This window comes from Janthinobacterium sp. 67, assembly GCF_002797895.1.
In the GTDB taxonomy this organism is placed as follows: domain Bacteria; phylum Pseudomonadota; class Gammaproteobacteria; order Burkholderiales; family Burkholderiaceae_D; genus Janthinobacterium.
In genome coordinates, this window is the sequence record NZ_PGES01000001.1 from 5,397,602 (window position 1) to 5,414,453 (window position 16,852).

Below are 16,852 nucleotides of genomic sequence, written 5' to 3' on the forward strand. Positions count from 1 at the left end.
AGCAATAGCGAACACAAGCGTGTTGCGCGGCCGCAAGTATTAATCGTTGAATGAGGGCATCAATTGCATTTCGTAATGTTTGTCATCGCGGTGGCGTGGCGTTGCCGCATCGCCAAGGAAACTGTTGCAGCCTAAGCCGCCTTGTGACGCGGCCGCCAATGTCGTCCCCCGCACATCGCCGGCGCGCAGCACCAGCACGATGTCGTAGCGCACGAGTGGCTGGCCGAACAGCATCAGCATGTGTCGCAGCGCTTGGCTGCCAGGGGCACGCGGCAGGAAGCTGGCGTGCTGCCTGGCGGTGAGCGGGCCCAGGCGCAGGCGCACGGCCAGGTCGGGGCGGCGGCAGCGCTCGCCGACAATTGCGCGCTGGCCCAGCACGGCATTGTCCGTGCCCAGCGCCGTTTGTTCGCGCGGCGCCAGCACGTCCATGGCGCCCGCCGCCTCGTCGATATGGCAGGGCACGCCGAAGTGGTCGGCGAGAATGCGCGCCATGACGATGGACGAAATATTGCGTTGCTGGAGCAAGCCGCTGTACAGGCCGGCGGCCGCCTCGTCCTGGCCCGGGCGGCATGCGGCCAGGGCCAGCAGGCGCGACAGGAAGTCCCCGCTGTGCCCGGCTTGCTCGACGCGGTATTTTTGCCAGGCCTGGTAAAACAGGGCCACGGCGCGGCTGGAAAACAGGTCGAGGAAGGCGCGCGGGCCGGTGTCGCGTTCGCTATGCTGGTGCGCGGCAATGCGCTCCGAATAGTGGCTGGGCAAGCTGCCCTGGCAACCCAGCAGGCCCATGAAGGCGGGCGTGAGGTGGATGTGCTGGCCGTGGCCGGACAACAGTGTTTGCAGCAAGGAATCCGCACCGTCGATGCCGCCGGTCGCGAGCGCCTCGACCTGGCTGGCGGGAAAGCGCAGTGAGACGCTATTGTCGAAGCGTATGTGCTTTGCCAGCGCCGTGTGCTCGTCGATGCCGTGTTCGGCCAGCCAGGCCAGCAGCAGGCGCAGGGCCTGGAAGCACTCGAAGCGCTGTGGCGCATCGAGCAGTTGCTGGATCACGCTGGCGTGGCGTCGGCGCTGCGTTCTGGGCATCGTATCAGTTCCTCGCCGCTGCGGTGCGACAGCAACGTCAGTTGGCTAAAGCAGTTGAGCTGGCTGTTCAGGGCGAAATAGCGCTGCAGCACCTGGGCGAAAATATAGATGCTGCTGCCGACGAAGGCTTGCTCGTCGATGCCCAGGCGGATGGCGATGCCGGGCATCAGGGTGGGAAACGGCACGGTGGGCATCCACGCGCGCGTGCTGCCGTGCTCAAGCGTGACGATGCCCTGGATCAGGCGTTGCGTGGTGGGCGAGCGGGGCAGGTCGTACAGGCCCAGCATTTTCTGGAATTCGCCCAGGCCCGCTTGCGTCAGGCTCGAGTAATTGAGCGACAGGTGCGCAATCAGCCGCCAGTGCGTGTCCGTCAGGAAACGCACACTGGGCGTGGGCTTGCGCAGGAAGCGCGCGGGGATGCCGTCGGGCACGTCTTCGGCCAGCAAGTCGCCGCCGGGCAAGCCGTAGTGCAATTGCGTAGGCAAGTCGCGGTTGCTGCACAGCAGCTGCGTCGAGACGGTGGCGCAGGCCGCGCTGCCTGGTGAAAACTGCGGGTCGATCAGGCTCAACCGCGTTTCATGGCCGGGGCTGATGGCGGCCACGGCTTCGTCGCGGCGCGCCAGCCAGTATTGACCATGCTCTGCCTGGGCGCCTTGCAGCGAGGCATACAGCGGCAAGAAGGTGCTCTGGCGTTCGCCGGCCTCGTCCTTGCGCACCACGGTGACGGCTTCGATGCTGTGGATGTCATAGGCAAACGCATGCGTGGCATCGGCCACCAGTGCATAGTCGGGCTCGGTATGCGTGAGGCGGATCGGCACGCCAGACTTGGCAAACAGGTTGACGACGGGCGTGCAGCCGGGCAGCAGGTTGTCGCGGCTGACACCGGACAATAACCGCGCCTCGTGGCTGTCGCTGCGCACGCCCTGGAGCGGCAGGTGCAAGGTGAACTGGCGGCACTGTTTCGGCAGCAAGGGGGCCAGCAGGGACCAGGCAATATCGATGAAATGGAATTTTTCCGGAAACGAGAAATACTCGGTCAGCAGGCGCAGGGCCGGGTGCGAACGGGCGGAAAATGGGATCAGTGCGTCGTCATCCGCATAGCCGGCCGGCGCCAGCAAGGCGCCATCGACGGCTTGCCATGGACCGTGTTCATCGAGCGCCACGTACGCGCCCGCGCCGTGCAGGAGCAGGGCGTCGAGCAGGGCCGCGCGCACGGACGGTTCGCCATCGGCAAACAGGCGCAGGCTGGCAAAGCCGGCCTGATCCAGATGGTAGTTGTCGCTGCCGCTGGTGAACTGGATGCTGAGCAAGGCGCTGGTGCCGGCGGGCAGGCGCAGGCCGGGCGGGGCGTCGATGATGGGCGAAAAATGCACCTTAGAAATGGTCAGCGGCGCCAGGGCCACGTCATATGCGCTCGTGAATTTGCAAGCCACGCCCTGCACCGGCTGCGAGCGCAGCACCGTGCCGCGCGCAATATGCACCACCTGGGCCAGCTGGCTGCCGCCCGGCGCTTCGTCGACGGCGATGCGCACGATGGAGCAAGACGGAAAGGGCCGCAGGTAGTGCGGGTACAGGGTTTCAAGCAGGGAATGGGTAAATTGCGGATAGGCGTCGTCGAGGCGTTTGGCGACCCTGGCAGTGAGCAGGGCAACGGACTGGATCAGGCGCTCGACGTGCGGATCTTCGCACGTTTCGCCAGCGATCAGCAGGCGCCCGGCCGCCTTCGGATAGCGGCTGGAAAACTCGCGCGTGTACTGGCGGAACAGGCCCAGCTCGCGCTCGTAATACGGTAATAATTGTTCCACGGTCGCGCTCTCCGCCAGCAGGAAAGCTTCATGCTGGCATCAGGCGCGACCGTGAGTGTTGATGAATAACAATGAATTTTAGAAATGGTACTCCGCGCGTATCATCGGCGTCTTCGCCGTCTGTCCCACGTTGCCCGTGGTGGCGGGCGAGTTGCCGAACTTGTTCTTCCAGTACTGGTATTCCAGGCCAACGCGGAAGGTGTTCTTGGCGCTGCCCAGGGCCGCGCCCACGTCGAACATCACTTGCATGTCGATGTTCGTTTCCACCGCCGTGTCGCGGCCGACTTCATCCTTGCCTTTTGAATCGATGAGGTTAAAGAAACCTTCGAACGAGAACAGCGGCGACAGGGGGATGCCCCAGGCGCCTGTCAGCATGGCGTGCGTTTTATACGTGTAGCGGCCCGTCACTTGCGAGATGGGCGGGAAGGCGCCGCTGGGGGCGTTGCTTTCGCGCAGCAACAGCAGGCTGGTGTTGAAGAAGCCGGGCACGTCCCACATCAGGGTAGGGCCGGCCACCAGCATGCGCTTGCGCGAGTTGTAGCCGACGTCGTTCTTGGTGTTGACGTCGAAACCGAGGGTGACGCCGACGCCGCGCACGGGGCCGAACTTGATGTCGCTGCCGCGCACCTTGCCGATGTCGATGGTATTGCGGTAGACCAGATACGCTTCCTGCGCGCCGGACGTCTTGCCGAGCGCGCCAGGGTCCTTGCTGTCGGACATGAGGAAATCGAGGTTGACGAAATTGCTGCCGTATTTGTAGCCGCTGGCGTGCGTGATGGCGAAGATGTTTTTCTTGATGTCGTCCGGATTGAACGGTTCGCGGTAGTCGTTGCCGGCGCGCCAGCTCAGCGCGGTATCGCTCCATTCGGCAGCCTGGGCGGTTGCACCCACGCCGAGGGTGGTAGTGAGGCAGAGCAACAGACACGGTAGGGTTTTTGGCACTTTCGGCTCCTGATGGTGTGAGAAAACGGGAACTGGGATGGCAGGGCACGCACGAAGCGCTGCGATGGGGCAAGTTGCGCGCCGTTCAATCCATGATGCGAGAAGCGCCGCGTTGGGCGATATGTCTTGTCTGCATACTTACTATCAGTTCCTGCATATAATCATCGCACCTTCCCGCCCTTGAGGGGCAAGGCGGCCGCTGCAAAGCTGATAATTTTTTTCAAAATTGTATACAGGTGTTGTTTTTTTGCGGAAATAGAAATGCGCGCCGCCGCGCCCGCCCCCCAAGCGTCGCGGATGCCGATACGATAGAGACAGAGTGTTGATTTTTTTCACCGATCGACATCCCGCATACCACGCAGCGAGGCACGAAAAAAACAATGACGGCACGCCTGGAACTCCTCGATATCAGCAAGCGCTATCCGGCCGTGGTGGCCAACGACGGCATCCGTTTGACCGTCGCGCCCGGGCAGATCCACGCCGTGCTCGGCGAAAACGGCGCCGGCAAATCGACCTTGATGAAAATCATCTACGGTGCCGTGCAACCCGATGGCGGCCGCATCCTGTGGAATGGCCACGAAGTGGACATTGCCAACCCGTCGGCCGCGCGAGCGCTGGGCATCGCCATGGTGTTCCAGCACTTTTCCCTGTTTGACACCTTGACCGTGACGGAAAACATCGCCCTCGGTTTGCCCGCCGGTACCAACATGTCGGAGTTGGCCCAGCGCATCGAAGACACGGCGCGCCAGTACGGCCTGGACCTGGAACCGCAGCGCCACGTGCACACCTTGTCCGTCGGCGAATGCCAGCGCGTGGAAATCGTGCGCGCCTTGCTGGCCAAGCCGCAACTGCTGATCCTCGATGAACCGACGTCCGTGCTGACGCCGGGCGCCGTGGAAAAACTGTTTGGCACTTTACGCCAGCTGGCGGCCGAAGGCTGCAGCATCCTCTACATCAGCCACAAGCTCGACGAAATCCGCGCCCTGTGCCATACGTGCACGGTGGTGCGCGCCGGCAAGAACGCGGGCGTGTGCGACCCGTCGCAAGAGTCGGCGGCCAGCCTGTCGCGCATGATGATAGGCGCCGAGCCGCCCGCCGTCACGCGCGTGGCGCGCCCGCCCGGCGCGGCCATGCTGAGCGTCAAGGGCTTGAACTTGCCGAAGAGCCACCCCTTCGCCACGCAATTGATCGATATCCATTTTGACGTGCGCGCGGGCGAGATCGTCGGCATCGCGGGCGTGTCCGGCAATGGCCAGCAGGAATTGCTGGCCGCCCTGTCGGGCGAGGACATGCGCGCGGCTGCCGCCAGCATCGTGCTGAACGGTACGCCGGCGGGACGCTTGCCGCCGGGTCGCCGGCGCGCCCTGGGCTTCGGCTTCGTGCCGGAGGAAAGGCTGGGCCGGGGCGCCGTGCCCGACATGGGGCTGGCCGACAACGTTTTATTGAGCTTGCAGACACCGGCCACCATCCGCCACGGCTTCGTGCGCCACAAGGTGATCGCGCAGCGGGCGGCCGCCATCATCGCCCGCTTCCAGGTGAAGGCGGGCGGGCCGCAGGCGCTGGCGCGCAGCCTGTCGGGCGGCAACTTGCAGAAATACATAGTCGGACGCGAAGTCATGCGCGGACCCACGGTGCTGGTGGTGGCGCAGCCGACCTGGGGCGTGGACGTGGGTGCGGCCGCGCAAATCCGCGCCGAATTGCTGGCGCTGCGCGACGCTGGTTGCGCGCTGCTGGTCGTTTCGGAGGAACTTGATGAATTGTTCGACATCAGCGACCGCCTGCTGGTGATGGCGAAGGGAAAAATGTCACCATCGCTCGACGTGGCCGACGCGAGCGTGGCCCTCGTGGGTCAATGGATGAGCGGGCTGTGGCCGCAGGAGGCAGTCCATGGCTAAGTTTGCCTTGCGCCTGGAAGCCCGTCCCGCGCCATCGCGGCTGATGTCGTGGCTGTCGCCCGTGCTGGCCGTGCTGCTCACCGTGCTGTGCGGTGCGCTGCTGTTTATTGCGCTGGGCCACGATCCGCTGGCGGGACTTGCCGTCTTCTTTGTCGAACCCTTGCGCGATGCGCACGGCTGGTCCGAGCTGGGTCTCAAGGTGGCGCCTTTGCTCTTGATCGCCGTCGGCCTGGCCATCTGCTTTCGCGCCAACATCTACAACATCGGCGCGGAAGGGCAGCTGACCCTGGGTGCCATCTGCGGCGGCGCGGCCGCGCTGTACCTCGACGACGGCATCGGCGGTGCGGCCCTCATCGGCGTGTCTCTGGTGGCCGGCATGGCGGGCGGCATGGCGTGGGCGGGATTGGTGGCGTGGCTGCGCGACCGCTACAACGCCAGCGAAATCCTTGTCTCGCTGATGCTCGTCTACATCGCGCAATTGCTGCTCAGCTATCTCGTGTATGGCGTGTTGCGCGACCCGGAAGGGTTTAATTTTCCCCAGTCGAAACTGCTGTCCGACGGCTTGCTGCTGCCGATGGTGATCAGCGATACGCGCTTGCACGTGGGCATCGTGTTCGCCTTGCTGGCCTCGCTGGGCGGCTGGCTGTATTTATCCAGAAGCATCGCCGGCTTCCGCTTGCGCGTGGGCGGCATGGCACCCGCCGCCGCGCGCTATGCGGGCTTTTCCTCGCGCAAGACCTTGTGGTCATCCTTGCTGATCTGCGGCGCCCTGTCGGGCCTGGCGGGCGCCTGCGAAGTGCTGGGGCCGATGGGGCAGTTGACGCCCACGGTCTCGCCCGGCTACGGCTTTGCCGCCATCATCGTCGCCTTTGTCGGGCGCTTGCATCCCGTGGGCGTGATTTTTTCCAGCTTCGTCATGGCCCTGTTTTATATCGGCGGCGAACTGGCGCAATCGCGCCTCGGCTTGCCCAGCGCGATTACGGGCGTGTTCCAGGGCATCTTGCTGTTCGCCCTGCTCGCCTGCGACGTGCTGATCCAATACAAATTGCGCTGGAGAAAACATGGATAACCTGGCCCTCACCATCGCGCCATTGATTGCCGCCAGCATCAATGCGGGCACGCCGCTGATGCTGGCCGCGCTCGGCTTGCTCGTCAATGAAAAGGCGGGCGTGGTGAACCTGGGCGCGGAAGGCATGATGCTGGTGTCCGCCATCACGGGCTTTGCCGTTGCCGTCAACACGGGCAGCCCGACCCTGGGCTTCCTGGCGGGGGCGGGCGCCAGCATGGTGCTGTCCGGCTTCTTTGCCTGGCTGACCGTGTGGCTGGGCACGAACCAGTATGCGACGGGGCTGGCCTTGTCGCTGTTCGGCGCGGGCGCATCCACGTATATCGGCTTGAAGTACGTGGGCAACAGCTTGCAGAATGGCCGCTTCGGCATCCCTGTATTGGAAGATATTCCCGTGCTGGGGCCGGCCCTGTTCCGCCAGCATCCGATGGTGTATCTGTCGCTGCTGCTGTGCCTGGCCATCGCCTGGTTCCTGTACCGCACGCGGGCGGGACTCGTGCTGCGCGCCGTGGGCGAGTCGCCCGCGTCCGCGCATGCGCTCGGCTACCCCGTGCGCCGCATCCGTCTGGCGGCCGTGCTGTTCGGCGGCGCCTGCTGCGGTCTGGCCGGCGCCTTCCTGTCGCTCGTCTACACACCGCTGTGGGTCGAGGGCATGGTGGCGGGACGGGGCTGGATCGCGCTGGCGCTGACCACGTTTGCCACCTGGCGCCCGGCGCGCGTGGTGGGCGGCGCCTACCTGTTTGGCGGCATCACGATATTGACGTTCCACGCGCAGGCGCTGGGCGTGCCCATCGCGTCGCAACTGCTGTCGATGTTGCCGTATCTGGCGGCCATCGTCGTGCTGGTTTTGATCTCCAGCAATGCCAATTACATCAAGCTCAACATGCCCGCTTCGCTGGGGAAAAATTTCAATCCCGGAAATTAATCACTGACCACAAGGAAAACCATGTCCAAGAAACTGTTGTGCGCCGCCGTTTGCAGTGTCATTCTGATGCCCGCCATGGCCGCCGCGCCCGCGACTGCGCCGCTGAATGTCGGCTTCGTGTATATCAGCCCCATCGGCGACGCGGGCTGGACCACCCAGCACGATCAGGCGCGCAAGGAAATGGAAAAGGCGCTGGGCGGCAAGATCAGCACCCGCTTTGTGGAAAACGTGCCGGAGAGCGCCGATGCCGAGCGCGTGATCCGCGACCTGGCGCAAACGGGCAGCAAGCTGGTCATCACGACCTCGTTCGGCTACATGAATCCCACCTTGAAAGTGGCGAAACAATTTCCTAATGTGAAGTTTATTCATTTGACGGGCTATAAAACGGCGCCCAACGTAGCCAACACGAACGCCCGTTTCTACGAAGGCCGCTACCTGGCCGGCGTGTTGGCGGGCAAGATGAGCAAGACCCACGTGGCCGGTTATGTGGCGGCATTCCCCATCCCGGAAGTGTTGCAGGGAGTTAACGCTTTCACGCGCGGCATGCGCAGCGTCGACCCCAAGGCGGAAGTGAAAGTGGTGTGGGTCAATAGCTGGTTCGACCCGGGCAAGGAGCGCGACGCGGCCATCACCCTGATCGGCCAGGGAGCCGACGTGGTCACCCATCACACGGACTCGACCGCCGTGGTGCAGGCGGCCGAAGAGAAGGGCAAGTATGCGATCGCCTATCATTCGGACATGAAAAAATATGGGCCGAAGGCGCAGCTGGCCGCCGTCACCCACCATTGGGGCGACTACTATACGAAGCAGGCCCAAGCTGTGCTCGACGGTACGTGGAAAACCAGCAGCACCTGGGGCGGCATCAAGGATGGCATGGTCAAGCTCGAAGGCATCAACGCCGCCGTGCCCGCCGACGTGAAACAGTTTGTATTGGCGCGCGAGAAAGACTTGGTAACTGGCAAGCTCAATCCATTCAGCGCGCCGATCAAGGACAACGATGGCAAGGTACGCCTGGACAAAGGCGTGCTGGACGATGCGGCGCTGACGAAGATGGATTATTTTGTCGAAGGCGTGGCCGGGAAAGTTTCCGGAAAGTAATAGGTTTGAGTATAAACTTGCTGTAATATTGCCGGAAACGGGAGCAGGCCGGGACGCAATGCGCCTTCCCGGCCCCTCCACACAGCAGAGCCTGAACAGGCCCGTACCGGAGATCGAGCCATGGATAGACTGGAAGTATTCAAGATTATCGCGCTGCAAGCGAGCAAGGGCGAACTGACCTTCCCCGCCAACGTCAAGGCCACCTTGAAGCTGCAGGAAGCGCTGGACGACCCTGATTGCCATATCGAAGCGGCCGCCCGCATGGTCATGGCCGAGCCGCTGCTGTCGGCGCGGGTCGTGGCATTGGCCAACTCGGCCGCCTACAACCGTTCCGGCAATGAAATCGCCAACGTGCGCGCGGCCGTCTCGCGCCTGGGCTTTGCTACATTAAAGTCGATGGTGGCGTCCGTCATCGTGCGCCAGCTGGGCAGCCAGATCACGGACCCGCAATTGCGCGCCAAGGCGGCCAAGCTGTGGGAACACACGGCCCACGTGGCCGCGCTGAGCCAGGTGATCGCGCGGAAAGTCACGCATGTGGACGTGGAAACGGCCATGTTCGCCGCCATCGTGCACGAAGTGGGCGGCTTTTATCTGCTGTCGCGCGCCGAGGAATATCCGGGTTTGCTGGACGACAATACCGAAGACTGGATCGAATATGGCGAAAAGCTGATCGGCCGTGGCGTGCTGCGCCAGCTGCAAGTGCCGGACCTGGTCTTGCAAGCCGTGGAAGGCATGTGGCACGGCGGCAGCACGTTCCCGCCCCGCACCCTGGGCGCGACCCTGGTGCTGGCCAACGACCTGTCGCCCGTCGGCTCGCCTTTGCACCCGCCGGAAAGCGCCGCGCGGCGCCAGGCGGCGGCGAAGATCGATTTCGGCATCGGTGGCAGCACCTTGCACACCATCCTCGAGGAATCGGCGGAAGAGATCGAATCTCTGGCGGCCGCCTTGCTGGTCTGAACGTTCTTCCTGAAACATCCCCGCCCTTGCCGCGGGGATTTTTTTGGCTCTGTCATCGGTAAGTAGGGGAAATGCCGGAATCTTCCTGTGGCCGTGCTGTCTGACTCTGCATACTCACTCTGCGGGAGCCAATCATGCGGCCAGCCGAATGGATCACCTTGATTGCGCAGTTTGTCCGGTTGAGTCGACGTCAGCGGCAAGCAGGCATTGCCCTGCTGCATGGCAACTCGCCACACGACGCGACCATCGCGCTGCTGGAAAGCGTGGCCCAGCCGCGATTGGCCTGTCCCACCTGCCATTCAGACCACTTGCGGGCAAAGGGGCGCTGACGCAGGCGCAGTTGCACCACTGTTTGTTGCCCATGATCGACAAGGATGTCTTGTTGGTCACCGACGGCCATGCCGCCTACCGGGCTTTTGCGAAGGAGGCTCGTATCAGCCACCAGGCCGTCAACTTGCGCGCCGGCATCCGCGTGCAGGGCGCCGCCCACGTACAGAACGTCAATGCCTATCACAGCCGTTTGCGACAATGGCTGGGGCCGTTTCACGGCGTGGCGACGCGCTACCTGCCGAACTACCTGGGATGGCGCTGGATACTCGACGCCAGGCGCATCCGTTCGCCGGAAACGCTGTTGAAAGCAACACTGGGCGCATTCCCACATCTGACGGTGACATAGCCATTTTTTTCGTCCGCATTTTGATCCCTCTTTCACCATGGCATACAATCGCCGGCCCGGCTATCCGCCGGATCGCTTTCCTCCTCTTACCCAAAGGATCTTATGCAGAAGCTGTTTTCTTCCCTTGCCTTGACTGCGCTGGCGTTTTCCGCCCAGGCCGCGACCGGTTTGCCCGTGGTGCAGGAAGCGCCCTTGCGCGCCCACCTGGCCTTCCTGTCCAACGATTTGCTGGAAGGCCGCGGCACGGGCCAACGCGGTGCCGACCTGACGGTTGCCTACCTGGAAACCCAGGCGCAGATGGCCGGCTTGAAACCCGTGCGCGGCAACAGCTACCGCCAGAGCGTGCAGATCGCCGGCGTGAAATCCTTGCCGCAAGATAGCAGCCTGCAGGCGGTGGCGGGGGGCAAGGCGGTGCCGCTGGCGTTCGGTCCGGACTGGGTCTGGGCCACGGGCGACTCCGTTGCCGCGCATACGTTCGATGCGCCGCTGGTCTTCGTCGGCTACGGCATCACGGCGCCGGAAGAGGGCTGGAACGATTTCAAGGGTGTCGATGTCAAAAACAAGATCGTTGTCATGATGGTCAACGACCCGCAGCCGACTGCTCTTGATCCGAACCGCTTTGCCGGCAAGGCGCTGACCTATTACGGCCGCTGGACCTACAAATTCGAGGAAGCCAGGCGCCAGGGTGCCGCTGGCGTATTGCTGATCCACACGAAGCCGTCGGCCTCGTACGACTGGAGCGTGGTGCAGAACAGCTGGAGCGGCAGCGAGCGCTTCCAGTTGGCCGAGCGCACGGCCGGTACGCCGCTGCAGGGCTGGATCGCGGAAGACGCGGCGCGCCGCCTGTTCGCGGCCGGCGGCCAGGACCTGGACGCCTTGCGCGCCCAGGCGGAAAGCAAGGACTTCAAGGCCGTCGCATTGAATGCCAGGTTGTCGGGCGAGATGAAGTCCGCCGTGCGCAAGGTGGAACAATTCAATATCGCTGGCATGGTGCCGGGTACGGATCCGGCATTGAAAGAGGAAGCCGTCATCTACAGCGGCCACTGGGACCACCTGGGCAAGCAAGGAGATACCGGAGATACGATCTACAACGGCGCCGTCGACAATGCCTCGGGCACGGCAGGCTTGCTGGCCATGGCGCAGGAAGCCGTCAAGCAACCTGCGAAGCGCACGCAGATCTTCCTGTGGGTGGCGGCCGAGGAACAGGGCTTGCTGGGCAGCGCCGCGTATGCGGCCGATCCGCTGTGGCCCTTGAACAAGACGGCGGCCGCGCTGAACCTCGATAGCTTGAACTTTGTTGGCGCCACGCACGACATCGGCGCGCAAGGCAGCGAGCGCACGGAGCTGGGCGCCATGGCGGCGGCAACCGCCAAAGCCATGGGCATGCATATCGCGCAAGCGCGTCCCGACCTGGCGGGCGGCTATTTCCGCAGCGACCATTTCAGCTTTGCCAAGGCGGGCGTGCCCGCGTTTTCCATCAATGGCGGACGCGAGTACATCAAGGACGTGGCAGCGTCGAAAGCCAAGGCGGCCGCCTATGGCCCCCGCTACCATCAAGTCACCGACGAGTACGATGCCAGCTGGGATCTGTCCGGCATGACGCAGCAGGCCCAGTTCACCTTGAACTTGGGCCTGGCCGTGGCCAACGCAGCCAAAATGCCGGCCTGGAAGGCGGGCGATGCGTTTGGCAAGGCGCGCGAGCAGGCTGCAAAGTAAGCCACGTAAACCAAGCACGGCCAGGTCGTCGCCAGGTCGCTTAGCCGGCGACCTGGATGACGACCTTGCCGAAGGCGCCGCGCGACAGGTGCTCATAGGCTTGCACGGCTTCCTCGAACGCATACATATGCTCGATCACGGGTTTGATATTGTGCTTGTCCAGGAACGGGTTCATGCGGTCGAACGAGGTGCGCGGTGCCACGGCGATGCCGCGTATCGTCGTCTGGCGGAAGATCAGCGGCATCAGTTTCAATGCCGTGGTCTGTCCCGTCAGGAAACCCACCTGTGCGATCACGCCGGCCGCCTTGGTGGCGGCAACGGACTGGTTCAGGCCATCGCCGCCGGCCACGTCGATGGTGATGTCGACGCCTTTGCCATCCGTCAACTCCAGCACCTTCTGTTCCCACTGCGGATACGTCCGGTAGTTGATGCCGTCTGTCACGCCCAGCGCCTTGATCCTGGCCAGGTTGGCATCGCTGCTGGACGTGGCGATCACGTGCGCGCCATGCGCCAGGGCGATCTGCGCGGCAAAGATCGATACGCCGCCCGTGCCTTGCACCAGCACCGTCTGTCCCGGCTGCAAGTTGCCCACATCCATCAGCGCATACCAGGCCGTGAGGGCGGCGATGGGCAGGGTGGCGGCCTCGGCGTCGCTCATCATGTCCGGTGCCCTGACGGCGCTGTCTTCATGGATGATCATGAATTCGGCCAGACCGCCTGGCAAGGGCGAACCGAAGCAATAGTCGGGCTCGTTGGGGCCTGGCGGGCCGTCGATCCAGCGTGAATACAGGTGCGAATTGACGCGCTCGCCCACCTTGAAACGGCTCACGCCTGCGCCCACGGCCACCACCACGCCGGCGGCGTCGGACACGGGAATCAGGGGCTTGGGCACCATGTGCGGCTCGTAGATGCCATCGACAATCGCCTTGTCGCGGAAGTTGAGCGAGACGGCGCCCACTTTTACCAGCAGCTCGCCCGCCTGCGGCACGGGCGTCGGCACCTCTGCCATCTGCAAATTGTTCAAGCCGAAATCCTGTAACAGCCATGCTTTCATGTTCTTCTCCAGTGAGCCATGCCGGGCAAGTGCCAGGCCGTGCAACGATGAAGACAGTGTAATTACATCCTCTGGCGAGAGTTAGGGGGTAAAAAGACGGGCACTGCATCCTGTCATTCCAGAATTGCTTATACTGGGCACGATTGCATTGAACACTTTTGAAATGGCGGTGACATGGAAGATCGTTTTGCAGGCATACGCGAGTTTGTCGCGGCCGTCGACGGCGGCAGTTTTACGGCGGCGGCGCAGGTGCTGGGCGTGACCGGCTCGGCGGTCGGCAAGAGCATTTCGCGGCTGGAAGCGCGCCTGGGCGTGCAGCTGCTGCACCGCACGACGCGCCGCATCGACCTGACGACGGAGGGGGAAGCATACCTGGGCAGTTGCCGGCGCGTGCTGGAAGAGCTGGAACAGTCCGAAGCCTGCCTGGCCACCGGCCACCAGCAGCCCGTCGGACGCCTGCGCATCGACTTGCCGACCACCTTTGGCCGGCGCCATATCCTGCCAGCCCTGCTGGCGCTGGGCGAGCGCCATCCCCGGCTGGACCTGTCCATTTCCCTGCGCGACAGGGCGGTGGACATGGTGGGCGAAGGCATCGATATCGCCGTGCGCATCGGTAAGCTGGGCAACCATGCGGACCTGGTGGCCCGCCACTTGGGCGAGCAGCATCTGGTGATCTGCGCTTCGCCCGCGTATTTGCAGCGGCGCGGCACGCCCTTGACGCGCGCGGACCTGGCCAGTCACGCTTGCCTGGCCGGCTGGCGCCGTGGCAACCGGCCGGCATGGCTGTTAAGAAATGAATTGGGAGAAACCGCGCTGCAGGAAATCCATGCCCGGCATGAACTGGCCGATGGCGATGCCTTGCTGCAGGCTTGCGTGAGCGGCAGCGGCCTGGCGCAGCTGCCGACCTGGCTGGCAGGCGAGGCCTTGCGTAGCGGCGCCTTGCTGCCCGTCTTGCCCGACATTGCCGGCGCCGCCATGCCCATCCACGTGCTGTGGCAGAAAACCTGGCATATGCCACCCAAGGTCAGGGTCACGGTCGATGAACTGCTGCGCCTGGCCGCGGCCGACAGCGCCGTCTTCGCGGCCGCTGCTTAGTTCACGCCCGGTCAGGCTAGCCGCTCCAGGCGCCGCTGCGTGTGCCGGTACTTGCTCCACACAATCAGCATCAGCAGCGGCATGGCGCCGCCCACCATGCACAGGGCGGGCCAGCCGCCGGCGGCAAAGCTGGCGCTGGCCAGGGCCGAGCCTGCCGACGCGCCGATGAAGCCGCCCGCGATGAACACGGTGGTCACCCTTGCGCGCGCATGTGGCGCCAATTTATAGATGATGGACTGGTGCGTCACTTGCAAGCCCATCACGCCCATGTCCAGCAGGACGATGCCGATCAGCAGCAGCACCAGCGAATTGGCGCCAAAGCCGATCAGGGCCCAGCCTGCGATCGAGGCCACGGCCAGCAGCCACATGGCCTGGCGCGCGTAGCCGCGGTCGGCCATGCGGCCCGCCGTGTTGGCGGCAAAGGCGCCCGTCGCGCCCGCCAGGCCGAACAGGCCGATCTGCATTTCCGAGTAGTGATATGGCGCGCCGCTGAGCAGGAAAGTCAGGCCCGTCCAGAACACGCTGAAAGTACCCAGGCCCAGGCCCGAGAACAGGGCGCGCTGGCGCAGCAACGGTTCCTGGCGGATGATGTCGGCCAAGGAGGCCAGCAATTTTCCGTATTGCAGCTTGCCACGCGGCGCCTCGTTCGGCAGGATGCGGCGCAGCATGAGGAGCAGGGCGGCCACGACGATGGCGGCCAGCACGTAGACGGTGCGCCAGCCGCCGCTGATCTGCGACACGGTGCCGGAGACTGTGCGCGCCAGCAAGATGCCCAGCAACAAGCCCGTCATGACGGTGCCCACCATACGGCCCCGGCTGTGATCGGGCGCATACGAGGCCACCATGGCCGTCACTACCATCAGGGCGCTGGACGTGATGCCCATCAGCACGCTGGCGATGGCGAAGACGATGATGTTCTGGCTGGTGGCGGCCAGCAGCAGCGCGGCTATCTTGGCGATCAGCATCCACGTCAGCAACTGGCGGCGGTTCAGCACGTCGCTGAGCGGGACCAGGAACACGATGCCCAGCACATAGCCGATCTGCGTGGCCGTGACCAGGTAGCCGGCCTGCGGCACGCTGACGCCAAACGAGGCGGCCAGCATGGAGGTGAGCGGCTGCACATAGTAGAGGCTGGCGACGAGCACGCCGGCGGACAGGGCGAACAACAGGATGCGGGTGGACGTCAGCAGGGTACTGGCGTCGACGGAGGACGGTGCGGATTTCATGCGCTGACAACTTTCTTCGAGTGATGCTTTTGGATGAGCATGATAGCGGGGCTGCGCATTTCTTGCCGGGCAGGCAAAAAAATCCCGGCGATCGTTGCCGACGGCCGGGAAAAGGGTATAGGGGGATATACCGAGGGAGGAAAGTTAAAACGTGTTCTAAACTTACTGCGCGTCGTTAGTCGCGGCCTGCGATGCTCACTGTGCATCCGCACAGTTCCGCGTCTCGTCCACAACTCACTTCCGCTCGCGACAGTTTAGAAAACGTTTTTATGACCGCTTGCCAGCTCCGCATGCACCTGCGCCGTGATTTCATACGAGCGCAAGCGGTGCTGGTGCTCGAAGATCTGCGAAGTGATCATCAGTTCGTCGGCGCCTGTTTCGGCGATGAAGGCGGCCATCTTCGCCTTGACCGTGTCCGGTGCGCCGATGGCCGTGCACGACAGCACGGAATCGAGCATGGCGCGTTCCTGCGGACCCAATTGCTCGAGGTAGCCGGGCACGGGCGGCTGCAAGCGCGACGGGCGTCCCGTGCGCAAATTGACGAACGCCTGCTGCATCGACGTGGCGCGCAGGTGCGCCTCGGCATCCGTATCGGCGGCAAACACGTTAAAGCCCAGCATCACGTACGGTTTCGCCAATTGTTTTGACGGCTTGAAATGTTCGCGGTAATAGGCCACGGCTTGCATCATCATTTGCGGCGCGAAGTGCGAGGCGAACGCATACGGCAAGCCCAGGTGGGCGGCCAGCTGGGCGCCGAACAGGCTCGAACCGAGTATCCACACGGGCACTTTCGCGCCCTTGCCGGGCACGGCCAGCACGCGCTGGCGCGGCTCGTCGGACATATAGTCGATCAATTCCAGCACGTCCTGCGGGAATTGCTCCGCGTCGGACTGCAGGTCGCGGCGCAGGGCGCGCGCCGTCGTCTGGTCGGAGCCGGGCGCGCGGCCCAGGCCCAGGTCGATGCGACCCGGATGCAGCGCTTCCAGGGTGCCGAACTGTTCCGCGATCACCAGCGGCGAGTGGTTCGGCAGCATCACGCCGCCCGCGCCCACGCGGATGGTGTTCGTGCCGGCCGCCACATGGGCGATGACGACGGCCGTGGCGGCGCTGGCGATGCCGGGCATGCCGTGGTGTTCGGCCAGCCAGTAGCGGTTGTAGCCCCAGCGTTCGCCGTGCTGCGCCAGGTCGAGCGTGTTCTTGAACGACTGGCTGGCGTCGCTGCCTTCGGCGATGGGGGCCAGGTCGAGTATGGAAAATGGAATCATGGTAGCGATATCGGGACGTGGTGGAAAATCACAATGGACGATTTGTCTATCC

The 16,852-nt window shown here is 64.0% G+C and carries 14 protein-coding genes and 1 pseudogene; 9 read left to right on the plus strand and 6 right to left on the minus strand.

The window, feature by feature from the left end; all coding sequences use genetic code 11:
• Window positions 1-39: 39 nt before the first annotated feature.
• The 3 genes from tssG to CLU90_RS24155 all read right to left on the minus strand — a co-directional run bounded on the left by tssG (window position 40) and on the right by CLU90_RS24155 (window position 3,776).
• Complete coding sequence (tssG, locus tag CLU90_RS24145; protein WP_092716095.1) at window positions 40-1,080, minus strand: type VI secretion system baseplate subunit TssG; 1,041 nt, start codon at window positions 1,078-1,080, stop codon at window positions 40-42.
• Window positions 1,044-2,885, minus strand: a complete 1,842-nt coding sequence (gene tssF, locus CLU90_RS24150; RefSeq protein ID WP_092716097.1) for a type VI secretion system baseplate subunit TssF — start codon at window positions 2,883-2,885, stop codon at window positions 1,044-1,046. The genes tssG and tssF overlap by 37 nt, the downstream gene beginning before the upstream one ends.
• Before the next feature lie 78 nt (window positions 2,886-2,963).
• Complete coding sequence (locus CLU90_RS24155; RefSeq protein ID WP_092716215.1) at window positions 2,964-3,776, minus strand: outer envelope protein; 813 nt, start codon at window positions 3,774-3,776, stop codon at window positions 2,964-2,966.
• A gap of 431 nt (window positions 3,777-4,207) precedes the next feature.
• On the opposite strand from CLU90_RS24155, the gene CLU90_RS24160 reads away from it, so the two are divergent.
• From CLU90_RS24160 to CLU90_RS24190, 8 genes and pseudogenes are all read left to right on the plus strand, one after another.
• Window positions 4,208-5,722, plus strand: coding sequence for an ABC transporter ATP-binding protein (locus CLU90_RS24160; RefSeq protein ID WP_100429057.1), 1,515 nt, complete (start codon window positions 4,208-4,210; stop codon window positions 5,720-5,722).
• Window positions 5,715-6,791 (plus strand): ABC transporter permease, encoded by a 1,077-nt coding sequence (locus CLU90_RS24165; RefSeq protein ID WP_092716103.1) that lies wholly within the window; start codon window positions 5,715-5,717, stop codon window positions 6,789-6,791. Before CLU90_RS24160 ends, CLU90_RS24165 begins: the two co-directional genes overlap by 8 nt.
• Window positions 6,784-7,713 (plus strand): ABC transporter permease, encoded by a 930-nt coding sequence (locus CLU90_RS24170; protein ID WP_092716105.1) that lies wholly within the window; start codon window positions 6,784-6,786, stop codon window positions 7,711-7,713. The genes CLU90_RS24165 and CLU90_RS24170 overlap by 8 nt, the downstream gene beginning before the upstream one ends.
• Before the next feature lie 21 nt (window positions 7,714-7,734).
• Complete coding sequence (locus tag CLU90_RS24175) at window positions 7,735-8,811, plus strand: BMP family ABC transporter substrate-binding protein (RefSeq protein WP_092716108.1); 1,077 nt, start codon at window positions 7,735-7,737, stop codon at window positions 8,809-8,811.
• A 120-nt stretch (window positions 8,812-8,931) separates the two neighbouring features.
• The gene (locus CLU90_RS24180; RefSeq protein ID WP_092716110.1) at window positions 8,932-9,768 is read left to right on the plus strand and encodes an HDOD domain-containing protein; all 837 of its coding nucleotides are present in this window, start codon (window positions 8,932-8,934) and stop codon (window positions 9,766-9,768) included.
• A 134-nt stretch (window positions 9,769-9,902) separates the two neighbouring features.
• Entirely contained in the window at window positions 9,903-10,097 is a 195-nt protein-coding gene (locus tag CLU90_RS29970; RefSeq protein WP_232731320.1) for a hypothetical protein, read from the plus strand.
• A pseudogene (locus CLU90_RS29975) lies at window positions 10,076-10,444 on the plus strand (IS1595 family transposase); the annotation flags it as partial. The gene CLU90_RS29970 and the pseudogene CLU90_RS29975, both read left to right, overlap by 22 nt.
• A gap of 102 nt (window positions 10,445-10,546) precedes the next feature.
• Window positions 10,547-12,160, plus strand: a complete 1,614-nt coding sequence (locus tag CLU90_RS24190; RefSeq protein ID WP_092716112.1) for a M28 family peptidase — start codon at window positions 10,547-10,549, stop codon at window positions 12,158-12,160.
• Between the two features lie 40 nt (window positions 12,161-12,200).
• Here CLU90_RS24190 and CLU90_RS24195 read toward each other — a convergent pair whose 3' ends face one another.
• Window positions 12,201-13,214: a zinc-dependent alcohol dehydrogenase family protein gene (locus CLU90_RS24195; RefSeq protein ID WP_092716114.1), complete on the minus strand. Its 1,014-nt coding sequence runs from the start codon at window positions 13,212-13,214 to the stop codon at window positions 12,201-12,203.
• 174 nt (window positions 13,215-13,388) lie between these two features.
• Here CLU90_RS24195 and CLU90_RS24200 point away from each other — a divergent pair, with 174 nt between their 5' ends.
• A complete protein-coding gene (locus CLU90_RS24200) occupies window positions 13,389-14,309 on the plus strand; it encodes a LysR substrate-binding domain-containing protein (protein WP_100429058.1) in 921 nt (306 codons plus the stop codon).
• An 11-nt stretch (window positions 14,310-14,320) separates the two neighbouring features.
• On the opposite strand, the gene CLU90_RS24205 is transcribed toward CLU90_RS24200, so the two are convergent.
• Together CLU90_RS24205 and CLU90_RS24210 are read right to left on the minus strand one after the other, a co-directional pair.
• Complete coding sequence (locus CLU90_RS24205; RefSeq protein ID WP_100429059.1) at window positions 14,321-15,535, minus strand: MFS transporter; 1,215 nt, start codon at window positions 15,533-15,535, stop codon at window positions 14,321-14,323.
• A 254-nt stretch (window positions 15,536-15,789) separates the two neighbouring features.
• Window positions 15,790-16,800, minus strand: coding sequence for an LLM class flavin-dependent oxidoreductase (locus CLU90_RS24210; protein ID WP_092716121.1), 1,011 nt, complete (start codon window positions 16,798-16,800; stop codon window positions 15,790-15,792).
• Between the last annotated feature and the right edge of the window lie 52 nt (window positions 16,801-16,852).